Here is a 23,020-nt window from a genome sequence, read left to right on the forward strand (position 1 = left end):
TGCGCTGCTTGAGCAGTTCATTGACGGCTTCCGCAAGGCCGATCTTCCGGACTGACGCGCCGGCGCACCGTTCGTGCGACCTTATTCTTCAAAGCGATCCGTGGCGTCACGATCGCGCTCGTATCGTCTGGTGAGCGGAAACGGCGGCAACCAGGACTCGCGACGGATGATCCAGCTTTCGTAGGTTGGCATCAGTTGGTCAGGCGCATCCAGGGACCCCAGGTTTACTTCGATTTCGTCTGCGGTGCGTCCGAAAATGGAGGAGCCGCAGCGGGGACAGAAAAACCTCCCGGCGTAGTCGCGTGTTTCGCCATCGATCGTCACCGCATCCTCAGGAAAAATCGCGGAAGCGTGAAAAAGGGCGCCATGATGCTTGCGGCAGTCGAGACAGTGACAAAGGCCGACCCGGTATGGGCGCCCCGACGCGACAATTCGGACGTTGCCGCACAGGCAACCGCCGGTGAATCGGTCCATGCTGCGTCTCCTCCAAAATCAAGCGGCCGGAATGGTTACAACGACCGGCATTGTTGTTGCAATCGCCGCGCCGCGGGCGGGGACACGTCGTTCTTCCGTGGCTGGCGATAGTGATCATCGCTTCGCGGCGAACGGAGCCTATCAATATCAAACTCCTGCAACATCGGAGCGCCAGCGGCGTACCCCAGCGCAATTATCCTGGTGACCGCTCGGGCCTGCCTCACTTACATGAGGACCACGCAAAAACGGACCATTGCTAGCATGTCAGTAACAAGAGAACCAAACGGCGCCGCGGAACCGGCTAACGCGGAAATGCGCACGACGACGCGCGACCGCCCCTTCGAACCGGTCGACTACGGGCTTTACGCGCTGACGGTCATTGCCTGGAGCGCATCGTGGTTCGCGATCGAACTTCAGGTCGGCAGCGGCGTATCGAACGAGGTCAATCTGGTCTGGCGCTTCGCCATCGCCACGCTGCTGATGTTTTCCTGGGCGGGCTTTTCCGGCCGGCGGCTCCGCTTTCCGATCACCGATCATTTCCGCTTTGCTGTGCTCGGCATCCTCATCTTCTCATCGAACTTCCTGTTTTTCTATTACGGCGCCGGCTATCTCGTCAGCGGCTTGCTCTCGGTCGTCTTCTCACTCGCCTCGGTCATCAACATGGTGCTCGGTGCCTTGGTCATCGGCGAGCGCCCGGCGCCGCGCATTCTCGCCGGCGGCATCATTGGCTTCGCCGGAATAGCGCTGATGTTCTTTCCCGAAATCGCCGCGAACGGGCTTTCCGGCGGCACGTTGGTGGGCCTTCTGCTGTGCCTCTGCGGCACGCTGAGCTTCTGCGCCGGTAATCTCGTCTCCGTCGCAAACCAGCGCCGCGGCCTGCCGCTCGTTTCAACGAGCGCCTGGGGCATGCTTTATGGCACTCTGTGGTCGGCGTTCCTGGCCTTCCTACTCGGTGAGCCGTTCGTGTTCGCGACGACCGCCTCTTATATCGGCTCGCTGGTTTTCCTCGCCGTCATATCGACGGTCATGGCTTTCGCCGCCTACCTGACGCTGCTCGGACGCATTGGCGGCGCCCGCGCCGGCTATGCGACCGTCATATTTCCCGTCTTTGCGCTTTTGATCTCCACAGCGCTGGAAGGCTACGCCTGGACCGCTTACGCGATCATCGGGCTCGTCCTCGTCGCCGCCGGGAACGTCCTGGTCATTCGCGGACGGCGCTGACGCATGGAATGCTTGCGCAATGCCGCCGCGTTCCGGTTGCGCAGGCCGCGGTTCTATCGAGCTTGACTCTCTGCATCCTCTGTCTAAGCTGTGGTCAATGGGTCAGACCAATGTACCAGGGATGGCCCGGGAGGGAACTAAACGCGCATGCCGATCCAGGCAGTTGAACCACGCCGGCTTTACCGACAGGTCGCCGATCAGCTCAGGCAGCTGATCGATGCCGGCGAGTTTTCCGTCGGCGACCGTCTGCCGACCGAGCGGGATCTGGCCGACCAGCTCGGAATTTCACGCCCGACGGTCCGTGAAGCGCTGATAGCGTTGGAGGTCGAAGGCCGCATACGCATCCGCGTCGGCTCGGGTATCTACGTCACCGATCCGCCGAGCGCCGCCGCCTCCGAACCCGAAATGGAGGAAGGTCCGTTCGAGCTGTTGCGCGCGCGCGAATTCGTCGAAGGTGCGATCGCCGCCGAAGCGGCTCTACACGTCCGGCCTGCAGATATCGAACGGCTCGACGACGTGCTGCGCCGGATGGAGGCCATGCGTCACCCCAACAAGATGACCATTGCGCTCGACCGGGAATTCCATACTGCAGTCGCCGGCATTCTCGAGAACGCGGTGCTGGTACGCTTCATCGGCGAGCTTTTCGACCAGCGCATGAACCCGTACTTCGAACGCCTGTCGATCTATTTCGAGACCAGCGATTCCTGGCAGATCGCGGCAAAGGAGCATGGTGCCGTGCGCGATGCGATTGCCGCGCGCGACCCCGAGCGGGCCAAGGCCGCCATGCAGCAGCATCTGCGCCAGTCGCAAATCAGATTCTCACGCAATTTCGATGAGAGAGCCGCAGCCAAGGAGGTTGCGGAATAGCAGTTGGCCGGGGGGAGATCTGGCCGTCAAATTCAACCAGGGAGGAATTAGATGCTGAGAAAATACGCAGTTCTGCTCGGTGCGATCGCCGCAATTGCCATACCCATGGCGTCGGCCTCGGCGGAAACGGTCCTGAAATGGGCACATGTCTACGAGACGACGGAGCCCTTCCATACCGAATCCGTGTGGGCGGCCGACGAGATCAAGAAGCGCACCCAGGGCCGCTACGCCATCGACGTCTATCCGGCCTCGCAGCTTGGCAAGGAAGCAGACATCAACCAGGGCCTGATGCTCGGCACCGTCGACATCATCATTTCCGGATCGAGCTTCGCGGCGCGCGAATATCCACCGATCGGCGTCACCTATTTCCCGTATACTTTCCGCGATGCCGACCATCTGCTGAAATACACCAAGAGCGACGTCTACAAGGCCCTGACCAAGGGTTATGAGGACAAAACCGGCAACCACATCGCCGCCACCACCTATTACGGGACGCGGCAGACCACCTCGAATCGGCCGATCGCCAAGTGCTCCGACATGCAGGGCTTGAAGATGCGCGTTCCCGACGTGCCGGCCTATCTGGCCATGCCGCGCGCCTGCGGCGCCAACACCGCGCCGATTGCCTTCGCCGAGGTCTACCTGGCCCTGCAGAACGGCACGGTGGAGGCCCAGGAGAACCCGCTGACCACCATCGAGGCGAAGAAATTCTACGAGGTGCAGAAGAACATCGTGATGACTGGCCATATCGTCGATCATCTCAACACCATCATATCGGCGTCGCGCTGGGCCTCGCTGTCCGACGAGGACAAGAAGATCTTTACCGAGGTGATGCAGGAGGCTGCCGCCCGCGCCACGGCAAAGATCGTCGCCCGCGAAAAGGAACTGGTGCAGGTATTCAAGGACCGCGGCATCAGCGTAACCGATGTCGACCGTGCCGACTTCGAGAAGAATGTGCTTGAGAAGGTCACCTTCGAGGAGTTCGGCTACAACAAGGCCGATTGGGAAGCGATCCGCGCCATCAAGTAGAGCATCGGCAAATCGGATGCTCAATCAAGAGGATAGGGCGGCAATCGGATTCGCCGCTTTAACCTGCCCATCCGTCCGGCTTCAAAGTGTGCCGGACGGCCTTTCCAATCCTTGACGATCCACCAGCTTCGGGAGCCCGCGCCAATGGCCGAGGAACACCACACCGAGATCACCGTCGAAGAGATCGCCCACGCCTTCGAGGAGGTGCCGGTACACGTCGACCTGTCGGACCACGGCATCGAGGATTGGATCACGCTTGCCGTATTCTGGGGCATGGTCGTCTGTGTCTTCCTGCAGTTCTTCACCCGCTATGCGCTGAACAACAGCCTTGCCTGGACCGAGGAGATCGCCATCAACGCGCTCGTGGTCGTTGTCTTTCTCGGCGCCGCGATGTGCGTGCGCCTGTCGCGCCATATCCATGTCGACGTGCTTTACCACTATCTGCCGGAGCGCGTCGGTCGCTGGCTGGCGCTCGCCGTCGATATTATCCGCGTCGCATTTTTCGCCTACGGAACATGGCTGATGTGGCGCTACGTCACGATCGTGGCGCATGAGCGCATGGTCACCGTGAACCTGCCGCGGCGCTGGTTCTTCTACGCCGTACTGGCCGGCTTCGTGCTGATGCTTCTGCGCTCGATCCAGGTCTTCATCGGCAATTACAGACGCGGCTATTCGGTGCTCGAGCGTCCCGGTGCGTTCGAGACGGCGGGGGTCTGAGCGATGCTGCTTCTGGTCGGGGGCTTTCTTGTCCTGATGCTCATCGGCGTGCCGGTCGCTGTTTCGATGGCGGCCGCCTCGATCCTTTACCTCGTCATCTACGGCGTCGCGCCCGATATCATCGCGGCCCAGCGCATGATCGCCGGGGTGGAGAGCTTTCCGCTGCTCGCCGTTCCCTTCTTCATCCTGGCCGGCAACCTCATGAACATCGCCGGCGTCACCGGGCGAATCTATTCCTTCGCCCTTGCCCTGGTCGGCTGGATGAAGGGCGGCCTGGCGCAGGTCAACATCATCGGATCGGTGATCTTTTCCGGCATGTCGGGCACTGCACTCGCCGACGCCGCCGGTATCGGCACCATCGAAATCAAGGCGATGAAGGACCACGGCTATCCTATCGACGCCGCGGTCGGCGTCACCGCCGCTTCCGCCACGCTCGGGCCGATCTTTCCGCCCTCGCTGCCCTTCGTCATCTACGGCATGATGGCCAATGTCTCGATCGGCGCGCTGTTCATGGCCGGCATCCTGCCAGGCGTGGTCATGACCGTGCTGATGATGATTACGGTCGCCATCTTTGCCTACAGTCGCGGCTGGGGTTCCGACACACCTTTCGAGCTTCGGCGGCTGGCCGAAGCGGCGGGCGAGGTGCTGGTGGTGGCTGCCTTTCCGATTGGCTGTTACGTGCTTGTGCAGCTTGGCCTGTCGATCAACATCGCGGTCGGCATCGCGCTGCTGGTGCTGATCGCGGCGGACTGGTATTTCAATTTCTCCGCGGTCATGGCGCTGATGACGCCGGTCATCCTGATCGGCGGCATGACGATGGGCTGGTTCACGCCGACCGAGGCGGCGATGGCGGCCGTGATCTGGTCGCTTTTCCTCGGGCTGGTGCGCTACCGCACGATGACGCTGCGTTTGCTTGCCAAGGCCAGCTTCGACACGATCGAAACGACCGCGTCGGTGCTGTTCATCGTCACCGCCGCATCGATCTTCGCCTGGCTGCTCACCGTCAGCCAGGCAGCACAGCTGTTCTCGACCTTCATCTTCGCGCTGACCGAAAACAAGTGGGTCTTCCTGATCCTGGTCAACATCCTGATGCTGGTGGTCGGCTGCTTCCTCGATACCATCGCCGCGATCACGATTTTGGTGCCCATCCTGCTGCCGGTCGCCGCCGTCTACGGCATCAACCCGGTGCATTTCGGGCTGATCATGACGCTCAACCTGATGATCGGGCTTTTGCACCCGCCGCTCGGCATGGTGCTGTTCGTGTTGTCACGTGTCGCCAAGCTTTCGGTCGAGCGCACCACCATGGCGATACTGCCGTGGCTGGTGCCGCTTATCGTGGCGCTGCTTCTGATCACCTTCATACCCGCCATCACGCTCTGGCTGCCCACCGAGATGGGCCTGATCCGGTGAGTGGCCAGGTGATTGCGGCGACGCTGTTCGGCCCGCAGGACCTGCGCGTCGTGGAGCATCCGCTCGAACCGCTGGCACCAGGTATGGTGCGGGTGCGCTTCGGGGCAGGGGGCATCTGCGGCTCCGACCTGCATTATTTCCGCCATGCCCGCACCGGCGACTTCGTCGTCACCTCGCCGCTTGTCCTCGGCCATGAAATCGCCGGCGAAATCGTCGAGATCAACGGCGCCGCGCCCGGACTCGGCGTCGGCGACCACGTCGCGGTCAATCCGTCGCGCTGGTGCGGGCATTGCGCGCGATGCCTGGAGGGGCGCGCCAATCTCTGCGAAAACATCTATTTCATGGGCTCGGCATCGAAGACACCGCATATGCCGGGCGGCTTCGCCAGTCTGTTCGACGCCACGCCCGCGCAATGCTTCAAGGTTCCATCTGATGTGGCCTACCAGGCGGCGGCACTTGCCGAACCCCTGGCGGTCAGCCTGCACGCCGTCGCGCGGGCCGGCGACATCAGGGGCCGCAACGTCGTCCTGTTTGGTGCCGGCCCCATCGGTCTCTTGACCATGCTTGCGGCCAGGCTTGCCGGCTGCGCTGAACTGACCGTCGTCGATATCGTCGCCGCGCCGCTCGCCTTCGCCCGCAGGTTGGGCGCTGACAGGACGGTCGACATTTCCAGCGGCGACGCCGAACTCCAGGCGCTCTCGGCCGGCGGTTCGCTTGATGTGGCGTTCGAGATTTCGGGCAGCGCGGCCGGCCTTGCCGCTGCGATCGCCAGCGTCCGGCGTGGCGGCACGGTGGTCCAGGTCGGCAACCTTCCCGGTGGCCAGATCCCACTGCCGGCCAATGCGGTGATGGCCAAGGAGATCGACCTCAAAGGCACCTTCCGCTTCGGCACGGAGTTCGGCCGGGCGGTCGATCTCATCGTGTCGGGTGAGGTGGACGTCCTGAAGCTGGTGACAGCGGAGCGCACGCTTTCTTCCGCCCCCGATGCCTTCCGTCTTGCCGCCGACCGTTCACAGAGTGTCAAGGTCGTGCTGACAGCGGACTGATTGAAGATTTTGCGAGCTTCGTTTTGAAAGAGGCCATGGCGCTCGGGGGGGAAGGTACAGACAGAACGCACGGTGCTGGCTTCCTGTCGCTAGCATCAGATAGAATCTGTGCCTGTACGTTTCACAACCCGATGCCGCGCTTCTTTCCCAAGCTCCAATCCATGCTCCCTGTATCCAGACACGCGACTCCGGAAACCTGATTGCCAAAGCGCTTATCGAGCGAAGGCGACCAGGGCACGAGGCTGAAATCTAGTCCATTGTCGATCATCGCGAACCGGCCGGAAGCCAGCGAGAAACGCCGCCGGTAAATCCCAGCCACATGATCGCCGTTGGCAGTGTTTCTGAATGACAGGCCGGTCTCGATGGCGAGGCGGGCACCGAGCGATTCCACCTCATGATCGTGTAGCGTATCGATCAGATTTCGCACTAGAATAACGCGCTGTCCCTCGCGCCTGGCCAGATCGCGCCTGACAAGCTCGTCGACCCGATCTTCCAGTGCCTGTCTTACGTCCCTGCCAAAGCCGCCGTCGCGGAGTTCGGCCGGCTCGCGCGCAACAAGTTGCCGATCGAGCCAAGTCGCGCCGGAAGCATGCACCTGGTGTTCGATCGAAAGGTCAGAGCGGACGGCGAGACTGACCCTGCCAGAGCCATTTGCACCCGCATCGCGGCACAACTCCACGACCGAGCCTGGGGCAGAGTCCCCGGCCGCATCAGGGTCATAGAAACGAATGTGGTGCGGGCGACCATCGATGCCGTCGACGATGGCGTAGGCCGTGCCGCGCAGTTCGTCGAGGCCGCGTTCGAGCAGTCGTCCGATCACGGGCGCATCAATCTTTTCGGCCGCGAGCACATAGTCGGTTGTCCCCCTTTCTAGCCCCTGCGCGGTGAGGCTGCGGTGCATGCGCTTGATGATGTCGCCGCGTTCGCCGAGGGCGCGCAAAGTCGCCTCAGCTTCTTCGGCCACCATCCATTGGCCCCGATGGATCTCATAAGCGAGGCCTAGGCGTTCCAGTTGCCGGAGCCGGCCGACCTTAGGCCCTAGGAACTCGTCGGGCTGGCCATCAGGATGTGGTGCCACTTCAATGACGCCATGACGGTTGATGTCGCGAGCAAGCTGGCGATCGAGCTGCGTCCAGCGTTCAGTGTCGACCTGCCGCTCGATGGCCTGGCGGATGTCGAGGTCGGTGCGGAGCCCCAGCGTCTGGGTCAGAATGTCGCTCGCCCGATCGCGCATGCCCTGGCGGATGTAGTCGCGAGAGATGACAAGATTCTCGCCATTGTCGGCAACGCCGCGAACGAGGATGTGAACGTGCGGATGTTCGGTGTTCCAGTGATCGACGGCAATCCAGTCGAGCCTCGTGCCGAGGTCGCGCTCCATGTCGACCATCAGTTCACGAGCGAAGTTCTTGAGGTCACCGAGCTCCGTTGCATCGTCCGGCGAGACGATGACACGGAAGTGATGCCGATCGTCCTTGCAGCGGTCGGAGAAGGCGTCATCATCTGCCTCTTCGGTGCCGGGACCGAACATCCTCGCCTTCTCGCCATCACGTGTAACACCTTCGCGGCGAAGGTACTTGAGATAGGTGGCGAGTGGTGGAGACCCCCTGAACTGCCGCACCACACGGGTCTTGACGACGGCGCCTCGTGAGCGCTCAGAGATGAGGTGACTGGTGCGGATGGCCGCCGACCTGCCGCGGCCAAACGTTGAAGCTCGTGGCGAGGTGATCCGGCCTTTGCTTGTAAGGTGACCGCCAGCGCGCTGTGTGGCCGCAAGCGCCTGGAAGATGAAGGGTCGCGCGCGCTGGCCGGCGCGGGAGCGGATGCGACCAGGGCGGACGCGAAAGTTATCGTCACGTTTCATGCTAGGCGGCCAAGAGGTGCGGTTTCCGTTGGAAAAACCGAAAAATAGGAATAGCGCACATCGCCGTTTGTGCCAGCACATCGCGAATTGAGTTGAAACTCACAAGGAAAACAATCGGCCGACCGAGCCGCACCTCGCGGCCCTTTATCCTGCCAATCTCTCCGCCCTCATCTGCGGCCAACCCTTCCGCCGCAATTTCGGCGACGGAGCAGGCCGGAATGCAATCGAGGAGGAATGTGCCGATCATCGCAATGCGGGTGAAGCGCGCTGAGCGAATAGCCCAGGAACAGCGTGGTTCGACCAGAAACGGGTCTCACCTGGCCACGGCTCGATCGCGGTCAGGTCAGCAACAGAATTGCCCATTAGCGACCGCATTGTGGACGAATGAATCGCCGTAAAGGTCGTGTCTGCATAACCATTGCCATTCAATGCAGCGGCGTTCCGAATGTCATTGGTATGCGCAAAAAGCGCGGTTCTGCGTGAGCTGGCTCTGTCTCTTCCTTGCCGTGCACACGTCGGACTGGGAATTGCGCCATTGATCAGCGGCGCGAGTTTCCTGACGTAGTCGACCGTCTCGCGTGGCAGCGGACGGCCGGTTGACAGATGTTCCTTGTACCGTCCAGGGCCGGCATTGTAAGCGGCAAGAAAGCCGCTGCGCCCGAAGCTGTCGAGCATTTCGCGAAGATACGCAGCGCCTGCAAGAATGTTGTCACGAGGCTGATAGGGATCGTCGCCGAGTCGATGCTTAACGCGCAGTTCTTCCCACGTCGCCGGCATTATCTGCATCAGCCCTATTGCGCCCTTTCTTGAACGCGCTCGAACATCGCCGACGCTCTCGACATGCATGACGCCGCTAAGCAAACGCTCCGGAATGGCGAACCGTTTAGCCGCTTCCCGGATATGCCGCGACCACTGGCCAGCCGACAAGATCGTGCTCTCGGAGTGAGCCGGCCGTTCACCATGAGAGCATGCGTCTGCAACAGCTTCCGGAGTCGCGAAGGCGAGCACGACGCATGTGGCAATCCTTGTCACACCTCTGTGGACGGCATCCCGCCGACCCCGGAACCGATGAGCTGCCAGCCCGCTTCGGTGTTCACTTCCGCTAAGCGCGACGCCTCGCTGGCCGGACCAGCTTTGCCAAAACGCTGATGAAATCGGCCTCTGGAGTGAAAAGCAAGTGTCCGGCCGCCTCTGATGTTCGTCGCGTGCTGCTGCCGGACTGGCGATCCTCTCCAAGGGTTTGACCGGCGTCCGCTCGGTCAAAGACGTTGACGAGAGAGATTCATCGAAGGGCTCAAACAACATCTGTTCAGCCTCGCCCCTCGCGCTTCGATGACCGGTTCCAGTGCAGGCTCCAGACGCGGTTCTCGGCGTCGGACCGGAACAGCTTCGCGCGGATCGGCTGCGTAAAGGACGGGTCGTCAATTGAGACGGAGATATAGTCCCCAGCCTTGTCTCCGGTGCGGTCCCACGCCGCGCCGACCGCCATTCCCTCGCAATAGACGAGGTGGTCGGGCGCGTTTTCGGTTTTGGATTTCTCAGCAGGCAGGATGGCAATCTTCGCCTCGATTGTCAGCGTTGAGAGATTGCCGAAGAAGCCGTCATCATTGCGCGTGAAGGTGCCGATCTGGGGCATTGCAGTGCTCCTTTCATGAGTGTTTAGTGGGCGTTGAGGCCGAGACGTGACGGTTCGCCGGGAAACATTGTTGGTGACATCCAGCGCCGGAGCGGCGCGCTCGGTGGTCCAGACGGGAACGGCGCGACCAACAATCAATGAGAGCGGGAGCGGGCCGAAATAGCGGCTGTCAAAACTTTCGGGAGCGTCCGGGTTCATGAGGAAGGCGTCGTCGTCGGCGATCTCGCGGCAGCCCCGCCAGCTGGGCAGGGGGCGACCGCGGCTGTCACGCTCGCGTGCATGTCCATAGGTCCTGCCGTTGACGATGATCGCTGTACCTTTGCGGCAGACGGTCGCGCCCCCGAGTGCCAAAACCTGCTTCAGGAGCGGCACGTTTTTCGGCAGATATCCGCGTCTTGCCATGAAGGCCGCCAATGGCTCGGGCGGCACGATGACGGCGATGCTGGCAGCACGGATTTTGTCGGCCGGCAGAATGCGATAGAGCCCGATGGGGACGCTCGCGGACGCGTTCCAGATGGCCAGCGGCGGATGGCTAATCAGTGCCGGCGCCGCGGCGAGCACTGAGCCGCCAACCATCGCGGCGATGATCTTCATGTGCTTGCTCATGACTCGATCCTGGGGCGCAGCAGGCAAACGTTACGACGCTTGCGCCTGTAGGAACTCGGCTGCTCGCATGCTGCCGTCTGGCTGTGGACGCGTTGACCAGGCCACATGAAGGTCGGCGTTTGGTGCTGTTTCGTCGCGAGCAGGCGCTGTCGCAATTTCCTGGCATTGGCGTGGATGATTTGCGGCGCGGCCCAGACCGATGTCAGCGTTCCAAATCGTTGCCATGCCAGGCATATTCGCCGCCTCAACGCAGGGCGATTCCTTGTCCGCATGAGAGTGGATCGGTGTTAGGCGGCGGGATTTCACCAACGGGGCGAGCAGCCACGCCATAAGATCCCGCGTACCGCGTAGAGCGAAGCCAGATGAGTAGGCATGAGGCAGCGCAAGCTGCTGCTGAATGGTCTCGGGATACTGCATTTTCATTGTGCCACAGATCAGGAGCTGCAGTCGCGCCTGCCGACATAAGCCGGCGCGCGGGCTGCATGTGGTTTTGCCGGCGGAACATTGGTCGCGTTCGCATCGCTGGTGGAGGTGCGTGCGCCGAGCTCTATCCAGGCATGCAAGTCGTCGATGTCGTAGAGGACGCGTCCGCCGATCTTTCGGTATTTTGGCCCGGTGCCATAGGTCCGGTGCTTTTCGAGAGTACGGGCGCAGAGCCCCACGATGGGTGCTGCCTCCTTCGTGCGCAGGTATTTTCGGGGCGCGTCCGCGGGACCCTTCGACATTGCTCGATCTCCATTCGGTTGTGCTGTCATCCTGGCCTGCCGGGACGCGCAAAGCGGACCATGCTCGAAATGGGGAAAAGGGAGGGAGGGCAAAGATCGGGGGGCGTGTTGTTGCTACCCCGAAGAAAGTCTTCGGCGGCCGGACTTCGCGCTGCGACTGTGGGGGTAGAAGAGAAGATCGCGATAGCCGCCAGCGACTAAAAAAGCTGCACGGCGCAAGATGGCCCGGACCTTGTGCCGGAGATGATGATCACGCCAGTCCCGCGGTACAATCGGCTCTCGCGACAACAGCACCTCCGCGATCTGACGATAGGTTGCACCCATGTGGCGACCATCATGCGCGCGCAAATTGAGGATGTGCCTGATCTTGGTCTGTTGCGGTAGCGAGCCGTAGGATGGACTGACAGCTCGGCCATTCAGCGCCCGCCAGAGCCGGCGCGCCGCATCGAGTCGCGTCTCAAATGCAGCGTCGAGCGGCAATAAGATAGCATCGAATTCGCCGGAGCGGTCTTCGCAGACCAGATGGCTCTTCCCGGTTGAAGCAGACCAAAGAATGTGAAGTCCTTCCTTCTGCTGCCAAATGCTGGCTCCGATAAGTCTGGAAGGCCGAATTCTCTGATGAGAGGGGCTGATGGAAGCGGACATCCGCGTGGCCCGCAGCACGCGCGGCGAGGCCTGTTCTGTCCAGACGATATTCTCAGCCTGCGGAAATCCGGCACCGGCAGTTTTGAAATCGCGCACCCCAACGGGCAGCGAAGTCGCGCTGATCGACAGGATCTCCGGAACCTGAGAGCCGCGAGGCGATCTGGCGGCATTCGGCAATGAATTTATTGTTCCGGATCAGATATTCGGCGGCGAACTCCTCAGCTTGGTAGCTGCACATGTGCACGTAGGCCGCCGGTTCGGTCCAATCGCCCTGCACGGTTCCTGTCCTCTCCGCATAACCGCATCTAAGGCCCCGGCACCAACATTCAGAGTGATGAGAGATTTGAATAGTTGGAGAGTCGGCAAATCGTTGCGCGGATTCAGCAAAGCATGACAAGGCGCTCAGTGCGGAGCGCCGCCCGCGAGAAGGTACCGGTAGCCGCTGGTCGTCATCCATCGCGCGCGTGCAAGATGGGTTTCCCAAGACCGGAACGCCCGCTCCGGCTCCTGTTCTGGGTCAATGTGCAGGACGATCCTGGCCACCTCTCGCCAGTCGGCATCTTCCGCCGCCGCGTCGAGCAGGCGAATGTAGGTAAGTAGCCGCTCCTCATCATAGCCGGTCAGGATCGGGGCATCCGGTGCAATGTCGGCGACATCAGGATCGAGCAGTGGCTTGAGCAAGCGATTTCCAATCGTCGAAGTCAATTTGTCGAGAATACTCCGTGGCTGAATACTCGACAAGCATTGCACTCGCGGACATGGAAATACGCGAGGTATTTGCGCACAATCTGAGGCAGCACCGAAAGGCGGCGGCGCTTTCGCAAGAAGAACTTGCCCACCGTGCGGACGTTGATCGCACCTATATCAGTGCATTGGAACGCAGCGTCTACGGCGCGACGATAGACGTTGTCGACAAGTTGGCAAACGTTCTCGGCATCGAGGCCGCAGATCTGCTCAGACGTCCTGCACCGAATATTCAAAGATGATACGGACGATTCTCGGATTGCGATTTTGATGGCCGCTGTGAACTGCAACGGCACTCCACTGCAGCGTCCACAAGCAACGACAGCTCCCGCTCGGTTCGCGGGCGGGAGCTCGCGGCTTTCTCAATCGCCGTTGCGGCGGCCGTTGGGCCGGGACCAGATGAGGCTGTGGCCTTCTCCGTCCTCATCGTCGAAGAGGTTGGCGTAGATCGGAGCGGTGAAGCTTGGATCGTCCAACTTCAGGCCGAGATAGTCGCGGCCCTCACTGGAGCGCTTGGCCCAGGCGGCGCCGATCTCGACCTGCGCTACGAAGACGCGATGGCTGGGGGCGCTGTCGCCGGTGTGGTTTGCCTCGGGCACGATGCGGACGTTTTTGGCCTGAAGCGAGAGGGTGACGATTTCGCCGGTGAACTCGTTGTTGCCGGTCTTTTTGAAGGTTCCGATGGTCGCCATGAACTTTCTCCTTGAACTCTGTTTCGAGCCCGCACCATTGCGGCCTCGATGGCGATCTGCGGGCCGGAGGCGATCGACGCCGCATCGCTTGGGACCGCAGCGTCAGCGGAGGATGGCAGCCAAGCGACTTTGTTGTTTCGCGAGGAATGACGGCGAAGCCGGCAGGGGAAGAAAGTCGATCGGCGCCATTGCGGCTTAGGCGATTGAGGCGAAGCCGACCTTCGGCCAGATCAGCCCGTTGAAGAGGCCGTCTGGAGCGGCAGACCAGATAGAGACATCAACGGAGGATTTCCGGCGAACCATCGCACTGGCGAAATCCTGGTTACCGCGATCACCGCTGTCGATGCCTCCCCCTGAGGAGACTTCCGGAAACCGTAAGCTGGTGCTAGCACCGCGCTTAAGACACGCACGCCATGGCTCAGTTCAAGGCTGCTGACGTGCATCGCCGGATATTCGCCATCTTTGGAACGGGACGGCAGTCGTGGCGAATCCGAAGCGTGCGTCGCGCCATGTCGCGTCAGCGACAACGGAAGCGATGCACAGCCTGGTCAGAAACAGCATCCGATCCCCTCGGTCCTTCGGTGAGTTCGCCCCGATCCACGCCCCGTCCGGTTGAACGGACGTCACTATCTAGCCGATAGTGCCGGCGGCGAAGCAGCTGAAACGTGAAGGTAAGCGTGATAGTGTCGCGCCACCTGCGCATGGACGTGGATTTGACTATCGCAACCGAGGGGCGTCGGCGGGAGCGGAAATCCGGCATCCCGGACCCATCCAATCCAACGAACGGGAGAAAGCCTCCGGCCCGACCGCGGCTGTATCGTGCAACGGACAAAGATAAGAGAGCGGCGCTATGCGCCGCCTCCCTTGGGGCGGAAGTCGAGGACTGGGATGCCGAGCTTCTTTGCCTTGTCGGCAAGATTGTCCTGAATTCCAGTCCCGGGAAAGACGATGACGCCGATCGGCAGCACGTCCAGCATAGCGTCATTGCGCTTGAACGGGGCGGCTTTCGCATGCTTTGTCCAATCGGGGGCAAAGCCGATTTGCGGTACCTTACGATGGTCGGCCCAGCAGGAGGCTGCCTTTTCGCCACCTTTCGGCGATTTCCCGTGCATTAAGACCATATCAGGATGCTTGGCGTGGACCTGGTCGAGCTTGGCCCAGATCAACTGGTGATCATTGAAGTCGAGACCGGCGGTGAAGGCGATTTTCGGACCTGGTGGCAAAAGGACTTCCTGCGAGGCGCGTTTCTTGGCGCTGAGAAAATCGCGGCTGTCGATCACCGCAGAGGTCAGGTTGCGGTGGTTGACCATTGATCCGCTGCGCGGTCGCCAGTTCGATCCGGTGTGGCGCTCATAGTACTCGGCGGCCTGATCGCGCATCAGTTCGAAGGCGTTCTGGCGTTCGATGAGAGTCTGTCCTTCGGCCGTCAGGCGTTCCAGCTCGACCGATTTCACTTCGCTGCCGTCCTGCTCACGCTGGCTGCGGCGCTGCGCCTGCTCATTATGGTCAAGTTCACGCTCGATCCGATCTGCGGCGCGGTGAAAGACGTTGACGGTCGACCAAAGGAGATCGTCGAGGTCGGGCTCGAGGCGGGTATCTTGCAGGGTGGCGACGAACGCGTCGAAGATGTCTGCAATCGCGCCGGCGACGCGGTGGCCCTCCGGAAGCGGTCGGGGATCCGGCTCATCCGCGAAGGGCCGGTAGCCATAGAGCTGGAGTTCGGTGAGGGCGTGGTCGATCGGTGAAGACGAATGCTGTGGTTCGTAGTCGTCATGCTCGCTCATTTGGATGCTCCGTCGGTTGGACCGCGACCCTCGCGGCCTTCATGGCAGAAAGCCGGCGGGCGGGACGGTCCTGCACCCGCAGCGAAGCGGAGGGCCGGAGCGTCAGCGGAGGAGGGCGCAGGCCGGCTATTTTGCTTCGCGATGGAAAGCGCTCCCTTGGGAGCGCGCCGGAAAATAGTCGGCCGAAGACATTGCGAGGCCGGGTCGTTTGCTGGCCGATCGCCCTCTTGAAGGCCGGAGGCACGGTTTCTCTCCGATCTCAGGAGCACCCGAGCAATGCCACTACGCGGGGAGCGGCCGGTTCCGAGCTATGCCGCCACTGGCATAAATCGGGCGATGTCCTGCGGGGCGAGTTGGACCCGGGCGCGCGCTCGAAGATCAGCGATGCCGAGCCTACAGAGATCTTCGTTGAAATCGCCAAATGCCGGCGAGAGCACGATCGCTTCGATCCCGGCAGCATTTGCTCTTTCGATCAAGACATCGCGCGCGCCGTCACCGGCTGGATCGGGGTCACGGACAATGTAGAGCCGTCTGAGGGTGACGGGGAACAGGATGGCAGCAAGATGCGCGGCCGAGAGCCCTGCGGCCATGGCCATGTCGGGCAAGATACACCGAAGCGACAGGACCGTCTCGATGCCCTCGCCGGCCGCCATGACTTCGCTGGGCGGACCAAAGCGAACCGCATGCCCGAGAAGGTCGCCCATAGCGCGCCTCGGGGTATCTACCGGTGCCTTGCCCCTGCCGGAAGGGTCAATCCAGGTGCGATGTGCGCCGGTCAAATGACCGCAGACATCGGTGACGGACGCGATCATCGCCGGCCAGGTCTCAGTCGGCGAGTGTTGGTCGGGCCGATAATAGCAGTGGGGGTGAAAACGCAGGCTTTCGGTCCCGTGCAAAGCAGTAATACTGCGGTTGCGCAGATACGTCTCTACGACCGTGCCTGCAATCGGCCGCGACACCGCAAACAGCCGACGCGCTTTCTCCGACGTTTCCGACGGCGCGGCCACCAACTTCAACCGGGTTGATGCCTGCTCTGGTTCGGGATGCGGTAAGCCGAGAAACGCTATTGCCTCATGGGCAACGTCCCTGAAGTCGCTCAAGCCGCGGCTTTCGCGGATGATATCGAGAAGATCGCCGTGCTCCCCGGTCGCCGCGTCAGTCCACTTGCCGGCTGCGCCCTTTCCGCTCTGCGAGCCGACGAGCCGCACGAACATCGAGCGGCCCGGCGTGTTTCGGACATCGCCGACAAACCAGTAGCGGCCCTCGCGATGTCCGTTCGATAGATAGTGGCGACAAACCGCCTCGGCCTGCCGGCCCAAGCGTTGCGCCAGGTTGGACGCGTCGTGCCGGGGCATCATGCATCCTCCCGCGTCTCGATGCGCCGCACGGGATAGCGCTCCAGCAGCTTGCCCAGAATTGCGGGGCCAGATGCGTCGGTGGGTGCGAACATGCGCAGTTTCCAGGAGATGATCTCGCCGAAGAGGCCGTAGGTCGAAAGGCGCTCTCGCATGGTGTCGTTGAAGTCCGCCAGTTCGATTCGGTTGACGCCCATGATGCGGCTGCGCCGAAGCTGGATAGATGCGGCTGGTTCGGCCGCCGGGGATGAGACAAGCGGAAGCGGCTCCGCCGAAGCGGCAGTCTTGGAAGCGGAAACGTCAAGCATGGAGAAAACCTCGAGGAGAGCGGAACGGGATGAATCGGGGGGCCCTCTCTCTCGACCAACCCGGCTCAAATCCGTCCTGGCCGGCCTCTCTCCTCTGGACTGCGGTCTGTCCGATAGCGGGCCTTCTTCGATCCGGCTCTACGCCGCTGCACGCCGTCAGCCCAATGGTGGCGGCGGCAACGCGGTCGATAGGCGGGCGAAATCTTGGCGCGCAGTGGGAATGGCGGGTTAGCAGCAGCGGCCGAGCGAGGAGGGACGCGGCAGAACTGGCCAATTGGCTTTGCCCCTCCGGTTGGCCAGGGGAAGCGAGCATCCGGTAGGTGGTAGGAAAGAGCGCGGAGCGGCCGAAGCCACCCCGCGCGAGGCGATCTATTCGGTGGCCATATGCGGTCCGCTATCTTCAATCTGCGCACTATCGTCTGAGAGGAATTCGGGAAGCTCTTCCCCATAGCCCTCGGCTCCGGTGCCACTATCAGCGCCGGCACTACCGTCAAGGTCGACCAGGCGCAGCGGCTCGGGCAGCCAGCTACTGTCAGCCAGCAGGCGCTCGGCTTCTTTCGCCATATCTCCCTTCTTCAGATGGTCGATAAGCTGCGCGGCCTGTTCACCCTTCGCCTCTCGCACCGCCTCGAGAATGCGAGACTTGGTGATGCGGCCGAGATAGTTTTCGACAGTCGGCATCCAACCCGCCTCGATCATATCGAGACCGACGGCCCGGGCCAGTCGATCAGCTTGCGCGATCCGCTGCTGAACACCACGCGCCGAGATAGCGCCGCCGTAACGGTCGCCCTTCTCGTGGAGCGCGTTCACGCCGTAGCTGATACAATGGCCGAGCAATGCCGCACGACTGGTCTCATCGAGTGCGGCAATCCAGTCCCAAAGTGCATCGTCGTCAGTCGGCAGGTCCGATTTCCAGGCCTCATGGCGTTCGGCCACCGATTTCGCCGAGGGGCTGTCCTTCAGTTCATCTGCCTGCAGAGGGAAGAAGACGTGACGGATCGAGGCCTCCAGGCACCCGGTTCTGGTGCGGTGCTGGAACGTGTCGGTGACCAGCTTGTGCAACAACGCTGTCATGGCGACGTGGGGATTGCTGGCAACCGCATCGCGCAACGTCAGCGTCCGGTGCGCGGTCAATTCTGTCACCAGTCGGTCCGGCAGGGGCCTGACCGCATCGTCCTCGTCTTCCTCGCGCTCGACTGCCTGGCCGGCCATGGTGACAACGGCACGGTGCACCGACGGGTCGCCGGGAGCCCCGGACCCGCCGTCATTTTTCGATTCATTCGAGCCATCGAGTGAAACTGGCGGCACGTCCTCAGGACGGAAAAACCCACGTTCTACCGCGAGCGAGCCGTCGGCGTCGATGCTGACGAACGCGCCGGCGATGGCGATGTCGCTCGGATCGAACTGCCTTGGGCGCTTGTCGAAAGTGGCGAGCGCGGCCTCGATTTCCCCGAGCCGCTGATCGACCTCTTCGGGCAGCTCGTCAGCACCCTCATATTCGGTTGCAAGTTTGGCGTGCTCGGCACTGAGGGCGTCAATGGCAGCTTGCTCCTCGGCAGAGAGGTCGAGAGGATCACCCTGCAGCTGGTACAGCCCACGTGTTGCGCCGTATGGGAGACTGACAGCGACCTCGACCCACTTCCAACCTTCGGCTGCAACTTCCTGCGCAACCTCTTTGATTTTTTCCGCAACCAGGCGGTCCAGCAGCGCTGCATCCTGCAACCAGCCGCCATTGTCCGACTGGAACAGGTCGTGCATGACGATGCCACCGGCAGCCTCATAGGCATCAATGCCCACGAAGACCGCGCGCTTGTCTGATGTTCGTACCGTCGTCTCGGTCAGCATGCGCCGGATTTGATAGGGCTCTTTCGACCAGCTATTTCTGATCGCTTCCCAGACCTGCTCCTGGCGGGCACGGTCTTCGGAGACCGTGAAAGCCATGAGTTGCTCCAGCGCTATGCCGTCATCGGCATACACTTCGAGCAGCACTGGCGAGACAGAAGCCAACCTAAGCCGTTGCTTAACGACGTTGACCGACACGAAGAAGGCTGCAGCAATCTCCTCCTCGCTCATGCCTTTTTGTTGCATATCCTGAAAGGCGCGAAACTGATCGAGCGGGTGCAGCGGCGCACGTTCGATGTTTTCGGTGAGCGACACCTCCTCAGCAATGATCGTGCTGTGACGGTCGCGCACCACACAGGGCACCGGCGCGGTCTTGGCGAGGCGCTTTTGCTTCACCAGCAGCTCAAGGGCGCGAAAGCGTCTGCCTCCGGCAGGCACCTCAAACATGCCAGTCTCGTTGCCGTCGCTATCGACGACGGGCAAGACACTGAGGCTCTGGATCAAGCCGCGGCGGGCGATCGAGCCAGCGAGATCCTCGATCGAGACGCCGACTTTGACGCGCCGGACGTTGGACTGGGAGAGCACCAGCTTGTTGAAGGGGATGTCGCGCGAGGACGACAGGGTGATCTTCTGAACGGCAGTAGCCATTGGGATTTACTCCGCGACGGGCAGCCGAGAGCCTCTCTTTCGACCTCCAAACCCGTCATGAGAATTCCGACACGCCTCTCCCTCCGATGTGCTCGACAGCCACGCCACGTTTGTCGCGGAGCTGCATCTCGGTCCTGGCGTCCTGCAACGACTTCGCCGCAGCGGCGTCCGGCATCGAGGAAGACTTCGATCACAAACGCATTCGCAGGGAGAAGCCGACCTGGAAGCAGGCGGCAATCACGCTGCCTCTCACTGATCATCGTCAGTGGCGATGCTGTCAGGCAAGAACCCCAGGAGATAATCCGCAGCCTTGCTTGCCAGTGCGGCGGCGCGAAAGATCGCACGGTTGTCCTCGCGCAGCACCTCTAGCCACGAGCCGACATAGTCGGCGTGACGCACGGTCGGCGTGATGCCAAGCGAGGCGCAGCAAAAAGCCGCGCTTATCTCGGCAACCAGCTCTTCGAAGGCATACTTCTTGGTGCCAAAGGAACCAGAGAAATCCCGGTTGAGGCGTGAGACATGACCCGTGGCGTGCGCAAGCTCATGCAGGGCGGTCTGGTGCCAGTTGATCGGATCGAAATAGGCCTGGGGTGGCGGGATCCGCACATAGTCGTGGGCCGGAGCGTAGAAGGCGCGGCTGCCCCCGATCCGGAAATCGATCCCGGTTTTCTTGATCAGCGTCTCGACCTTGGGCTCGATCAGGACGGACAAGGGTGGGGGTATGGCTATCGCAACATCGTCGGGCAGCCCGTCGCACTGCGCGGCGTTGAACACCGTGAAGCGTTTGAGGAATGGGATCGATCGGGCTTGCTCGCCGGTTTCGTGGGCGCGCTTTTTCTCGTCCTCGGGCACGAATCGGTCGGCGTAGACGACCGTCGTTCCATGCTCACCCTTGCGGACGCTGCCGCCAAGCGAGAGCGCCTGACGGAAAGTCAGCCAGCTCTGTCCCGAAAAGCCCTGCTCGATCACCGAACCCCAGAGGATCAGGATATTTATCCCAGAATATTGCCGGCCGGTGACGGCGTTCTTCGGCAAGGCCAGCGGCGCTTTCGCGGCCGCCGTCCCCCATGGCTGAACCCAGGGTAGCCGACCGTCCTCCAACTCGCCGATAATCTTATTGGTGATTTCGTCATATAAGCTGGCCCGGGTGGGGGCAGCTTCGTGCCGATGCTTGGGCATTGCCAGTCTCCGCGCCGGGCGCGGGGAGCCTCTCTCCCTGCTTTCAACCCGTCAGTGCACCAAGCGCGGCCCTCTAACTCTAGGAACGCGAACGAAGATTCGGCTGCCGACCAACTCGAGAGAGATTTCCGAAACCGCGGCGTGAGGCGATCAGCAGAACCCCCAAATGCGCGGCGCGCGGGTTCCAGCCCGAGGGCCGGCCAGTGAGTCCATGGAAACGGAAGCCGCACAGATGGCCGAAGTTCAGTCGGGAGCCGTTTGACCGGCCACGGGTGCGCAGCCAGCCGAAAGGCTCGCGGAGCGTCGAGGCGCAAAGGCGAAAGCGTGTTAGGACAACCGTTCCGATTAGCAGGTCGAAGGAGCACCTTTGCCGCAGCAGCTCCAGTTGGCGCTTTTCGCAGCAGCGTGGTCAGAGGAAGGATCGCGCGGCAGGGCATCCGGCACGGCGAGATAGGAAAAAAGATGCGCTCAACGAGACCCGCGATCCGACTGTTTCCGAGTGAAACTATCGGATCATAAAGATTTGGCTGAGGGCTCCGTTTTGAAAATCCCCGACCAATTCGATGAGACCACGCCTCTCCGCGTCGAGATTGCAGCACGAATTGCCTTTCCGGACGGCTCGATGCGCGCGGCGGGCCTGCGCAAGGAGCGTGACGCTGGTCGACTTGAAACCGAGCTAATCGCCGGAAAGGAGTACGTGACCTTGCTGGCGATCACCAGAATGAGGGAATTATGCCGCGGACGTCGAAAGGGCCACACCTCGTCTGGCGGGACAAAAGCTGGAAAAAGGACGGAACACTCCGAAACCAAGCTGGATGGTTTATCCGCGATAGAACAACGTTCATCAGCGCTGATAGCTGCGAAAAAGGCCGTCCAGGACCTGAAGCTGAAAAGGCGCTCGCGGCCTACATCGCCAGCAAGTACCACCGAGTGCGCGGCGCCGAAGATGTCTTGATTGCCGAGGTCATCAACATCTACCTGAGAGAGGTTGCACCGAAGCATGCCGCGCCAGAAGAGACGGCGGCTCGGCTGGACAAAATCCTCGATTTCTTCGGTGAAAAGACGCTCGCCGCTATCAACGGCAAACTCTGCCGCGACTACACCGCGTGCTGTCCCACAGAAGCCGTTGCGCGCCGGCAACTCGAGGATTTTCGTGCGGCCATCAACTACTATCGCAGGGAAGGCTACACGACTGCCGCACCGACGATTGTCCTGCCCGACAAGGCCGGTGCACGCGAGCGCTGGTTGACGCGCAGTGAAGCGGCCGCCCTCATCTGGGCAGCGTGGCGTATGAAGCAGAAATGGAAGGGCCAGGAGAGCGGCCGGCGTACCGGACGACACCTCGCCCGCTTCATGCTTGTCGCGCTTTACACAGGAACACGCTCGGCCGCAGTCTGCGGCGCCGCCGTCCGTCCAACCAAAGGGCGTGGTAATGTGGACCTTGACCGCGGCATCTTTTACCGCAGCGCCGATGGCGCAAAGAAGACCAAAAAACGCCAGCCGCCCGTGCGCCTGCCGGACCGGCTATTGGCTCACCTCCGCCGCTGGGCGTGCACCGATCTCGATATCAGAACCAAGGCGCGCGGCAAAAGCGCAAATATCGGCCGAAAAATATCGCAAGATTTTGTCGTGGAGTGGAATGGCAAGCCGGTGGTGTCGGTAAAGAAGAGCTTTAGGAGAGCTCGCGACGCGGCCGGCCTCGGTCCCGACGTCACTTCACACACGCTTCGCCATACCGCTGCGACATGGCTTATGCGGGCCGGCGCCGACATGTGGCAGGCGGCGGGCTTTCTCGGCATCACCGTGGATGTTCTGATTGAAACTTATGGCCACCATCACCCCGACTTCCAGGCTGACGCCGCCGAGAAGATCGCCAAGAAGCAGGTCGCCGCCAAGGCGACGAAATCGGTCTCAGGACAGGTGACAATGAAACATGAACTCGGCAGGGGCGCCCTGTAGGCTCCCCACCCAAAGCTCGAAGGGAAACGCAATCATTGCGAAGCAAGTGTGACGATCAAGCCCAAAAAGCTGCAGCTTTGCTGGTAGCGCACATCGTTCGGGACGATGGGGTCGCAGGTTCAAGCTGCCGCCTATATTCGACGAGCGCAAAAAGGCTGCCGACGATCGTGGACAGGATGAAAATCGTGAAAGCCATGCCGAGCGTCACGGGTACGGCGCCCAGAATTTCCTGCGAGTCCTGGAGCAGAATTTCGGTATCAAACATGGTCGGATTA

General features: G+C 61.7%; 23 protein-coding genes and 1 pseudogene. 8 read left to right on the plus strand and 16 right to left on the minus strand.

Annotated features, from left to right (window positions below; genetic code table 11):
- Positions 1-81: 81 nt before the first annotated feature.
- Positions 82-474 (minus strand): GFA family protein, encoded by a 393-nt coding sequence (locus NKI95_RS10890; RefSeq protein WP_352716608.1) that lies wholly within the window; start codon positions 472-474, stop codon positions 82-84.
- Between the two features lie 312 nt (positions 475-786).
- Between NKI95_RS10890 and NKI95_RS10895 the strand changes: the two genes are divergently transcribed.
- The 6 genes from NKI95_RS10895 to NKI95_RS10920 all read left to right on the plus strand — a co-directional run bounded on the left by NKI95_RS10895 (position 787) and on the right by NKI95_RS10920 (position 6,761).
- Positions 787-1,695 carry a DMT family transporter gene (locus NKI95_RS10895; RefSeq protein WP_352716609.1) on the plus strand — a complete coding sequence of 303 codons (909 nt, stop codon included), beginning with the start codon at positions 787-789 and terminating at the stop codon, positions 1,693-1,695.
- 147 nt (positions 1,696-1,842) lie between these two features.
- A complete protein-coding gene (locus tag NKI95_RS10900) occupies positions 1,843-2,562 on the plus strand; it encodes a FadR/GntR family transcriptional regulator (RefSeq protein ID WP_352716610.1) in 720 nt (239 codons plus the stop codon).
- A 51-nt stretch (positions 2,563-2,613) separates the two neighbouring features.
- The gene (locus NKI95_RS10905; RefSeq protein ID WP_502908384.1) at positions 2,614-3,588 is read left to right on the plus strand and encodes a sialic acid TRAP transporter substrate-binding protein SiaP; all 975 of its coding nucleotides are present in this window, start codon (positions 2,614-2,616) and stop codon (positions 3,586-3,588) included.
- A 144-nt stretch (positions 3,589-3,732) separates the two neighbouring features.
- Entirely contained in the window at positions 3,733-4,305 is a 573-nt protein-coding gene (locus NKI95_RS10910; RefSeq protein ID WP_352716611.1) for a TRAP transporter small permease, read from the plus strand.
- A gap of 3 nt (positions 4,306-4,308) precedes the next feature.
- Positions 4,309-5,715 (plus strand): TRAP transporter large permease, encoded by a 1,407-nt coding sequence (locus NKI95_RS10915; protein ID WP_352716612.1) that lies wholly within the window; start codon positions 4,309-4,311, stop codon positions 5,713-5,715.
- Entirely contained in the window at positions 5,712-6,761 is a 1,050-nt protein-coding gene (locus NKI95_RS10920; protein WP_352716613.1) for an L-idonate 5-dehydrogenase, read from the plus strand. Before NKI95_RS10915 ends, NKI95_RS10920 begins: the two co-directional genes overlap by 4 nt.
- A 121-nt stretch (positions 6,762-6,882) precedes the next feature.
- On the opposite strand, the gene NKI95_RS10925 is transcribed toward NKI95_RS10920, so the two are convergent.
- The 8 genes from NKI95_RS10925 to NKI95_RS10960 form a co-directional block, all read right to left on the minus strand.
- Positions 6,883-8,622 (minus strand): relaxase/mobilization nuclease domain-containing protein, encoded by a 1,740-nt coding sequence (locus tag NKI95_RS10925; protein ID WP_352716614.1) that lies wholly within the window; start codon positions 8,620-8,622, stop codon positions 6,883-6,885.
- A 1-nt stretch (position 8,623) separates the two neighbouring features.
- Positions 8,624-8,869: a hypothetical protein gene (locus NKI95_RS10930; RefSeq protein WP_352716616.1), complete on the minus strand. Its 246-nt coding sequence runs from the start codon at positions 8,867-8,869 to the stop codon at positions 8,624-8,626.
- On the minus strand, positions 8,866-9,549 hold the full coding sequence (locus NKI95_RS10935; protein ID WP_352716618.1) for a lytic transglycosylase domain-containing protein: 684 nt from the start codon (positions 9,547-9,549) through the stop codon (positions 8,866-8,868). The genes NKI95_RS10930 and NKI95_RS10935 overlap by 4 nt, the downstream gene beginning before the upstream one ends.
- Positions 9,550-9,931: 382 nt before the next feature.
- The gene (locus NKI95_RS10940; protein ID WP_352716619.1) at positions 9,932-10,852 is read right to left on the minus strand and encodes a DUF736 family protein; all 921 of its coding nucleotides are present in this window, start codon (positions 10,850-10,852) and stop codon (positions 9,932-9,934) included.
- Positions 10,853-11,298: 446 nt separating this feature from the next.
- A complete protein-coding gene (locus NKI95_RS10945) occupies positions 11,299-11,589 on the minus strand; it encodes a helix-turn-helix transcriptional regulator (RefSeq protein WP_352716621.1) in 291 nt (96 codons plus the stop codon).
- Positions 11,590-11,703: 114 nt separating this feature from the next.
- On the minus strand, positions 11,704-12,234 hold the full coding sequence (locus tag NKI95_RS10950) for a DUF2285 domain-containing protein (protein WP_352716622.1): 531 nt from the start codon (positions 12,232-12,234) through the stop codon (positions 11,704-11,706).
- A 52-nt stretch (positions 12,235-12,286) separates the two neighbouring features.
- Positions 12,287-12,691, minus strand: a complete 405-nt coding sequence (locus tag NKI95_RS10955; RefSeq protein ID WP_352716623.1) for a transcriptional regulator domain-containing protein — start codon at positions 12,689-12,691, stop codon at positions 12,287-12,289.
- Complete coding sequence (locus NKI95_RS10960; protein WP_352716625.1) at positions 12,637-12,915, minus strand: DNA -binding domain-containing protein; 279 nt, start codon at positions 12,913-12,915, stop codon at positions 12,637-12,639. The genes NKI95_RS10955 and NKI95_RS10960 overlap by 55 nt, the downstream gene beginning before the upstream one ends.
- A gap of 77 nt (positions 12,916-12,992) precedes the next feature.
- Between NKI95_RS10960 and NKI95_RS10965 the strand changes: the two genes are divergently transcribed.
- On the plus strand, positions 12,993-13,220 hold the full coding sequence (locus tag NKI95_RS10965; RefSeq protein WP_352716766.1) for a helix-turn-helix domain-containing protein: 228 nt from the start codon (positions 12,993-12,995) through the stop codon (positions 13,218-13,220).
- 120 nt (positions 13,221-13,340) lie between these two features.
- On the opposite strand, the gene NKI95_RS10970 is transcribed toward NKI95_RS10965, so the two are convergent.
- The 6 genes from NKI95_RS10970 to NKI95_RS10995 form a co-directional block, all read right to left on the minus strand.
- On the minus strand, positions 13,341-13,670 hold the full coding sequence (locus tag NKI95_RS10970) for a DUF736 domain-containing protein (protein ID WP_352716627.1): 330 nt from the start codon (positions 13,668-13,670) through the stop codon (positions 13,341-13,343).
- An 848-nt stretch (positions 13,671-14,518) separates the two neighbouring features.
- Positions 14,519-15,454: a DUF2493 domain-containing protein gene (locus NKI95_RS10975; RefSeq protein WP_352716628.1), complete on the minus strand. Its 936-nt coding sequence runs from the start codon at positions 15,452-15,454 to the stop codon at positions 14,519-14,521.
- A 308-nt stretch (positions 15,455-15,762) separates the two neighbouring features.
- Positions 15,763-16,809 carry a DUF7146 domain-containing protein gene (locus NKI95_RS10980; RefSeq protein WP_352716768.1) on the minus strand — a complete coding sequence of 349 codons (1,047 nt, stop codon included), beginning with the start codon at positions 16,807-16,809 and terminating at the stop codon, positions 15,763-15,765.
- Entirely contained in the window at positions 16,809-17,006 is a 198-nt protein-coding gene (locus tag NKI95_RS10985; RefSeq protein WP_502908385.1) for a hypothetical protein, read from the minus strand. Before NKI95_RS10985 ends, NKI95_RS10980 begins: the two co-directional genes overlap by 1 nt.
- A gap of 480 nt (positions 17,007-17,486) precedes the next feature.
- Positions 17,487-19,607: a ParB/RepB/Spo0J family partition protein gene (locus tag NKI95_RS10990; protein WP_352716629.1), complete on the minus strand. Its 2,121-nt coding sequence runs from the start codon at positions 19,605-19,607 to the stop codon at positions 17,487-17,489.
- Between the two features lie 249 nt (positions 19,608-19,856).
- Positions 19,857-20,786, minus strand: a complete 930-nt coding sequence (locus tag NKI95_RS10995) for an ArdC family protein (RefSeq protein WP_352716631.1) — start codon at positions 20,784-20,786, stop codon at positions 19,857-19,859.
- Positions 20,787-21,518: 732 nt separating this feature from the next.
- Here NKI95_RS10995 and NKI95_RS11000 point away from each other — a divergent pair.
- Positions 21,519-22,745: a tyrosine-type recombinase/integrase gene (locus NKI95_RS11000; protein ID WP_352716632.1), complete on the plus strand. Its 1,227-nt coding sequence runs from the start codon at positions 21,519-21,521 to the stop codon at positions 22,743-22,745.
- Between the two features lie 127 nt (positions 22,746-22,872).
- Here the strand turns inward: NKI95_RS11000 and NKI95_RS11005 are convergent.
- Positions 22,873-23,010 (minus strand): annotated as a pseudogene (locus tag NKI95_RS11005) (amino acid ABC transporter permease); the annotation flags it as partial.
- Between the last annotated feature and the right edge of the window lie 10 nt (positions 23,011-23,020).

The organism is Mesorhizobium sp. M0306 (assembly GCF_040321655.1).
In the GTDB taxonomy this organism is placed as follows: domain Bacteria; phylum Pseudomonadota; class Alphaproteobacteria; order Rhizobiales; family Rhizobiaceae; genus Mesorhizobium.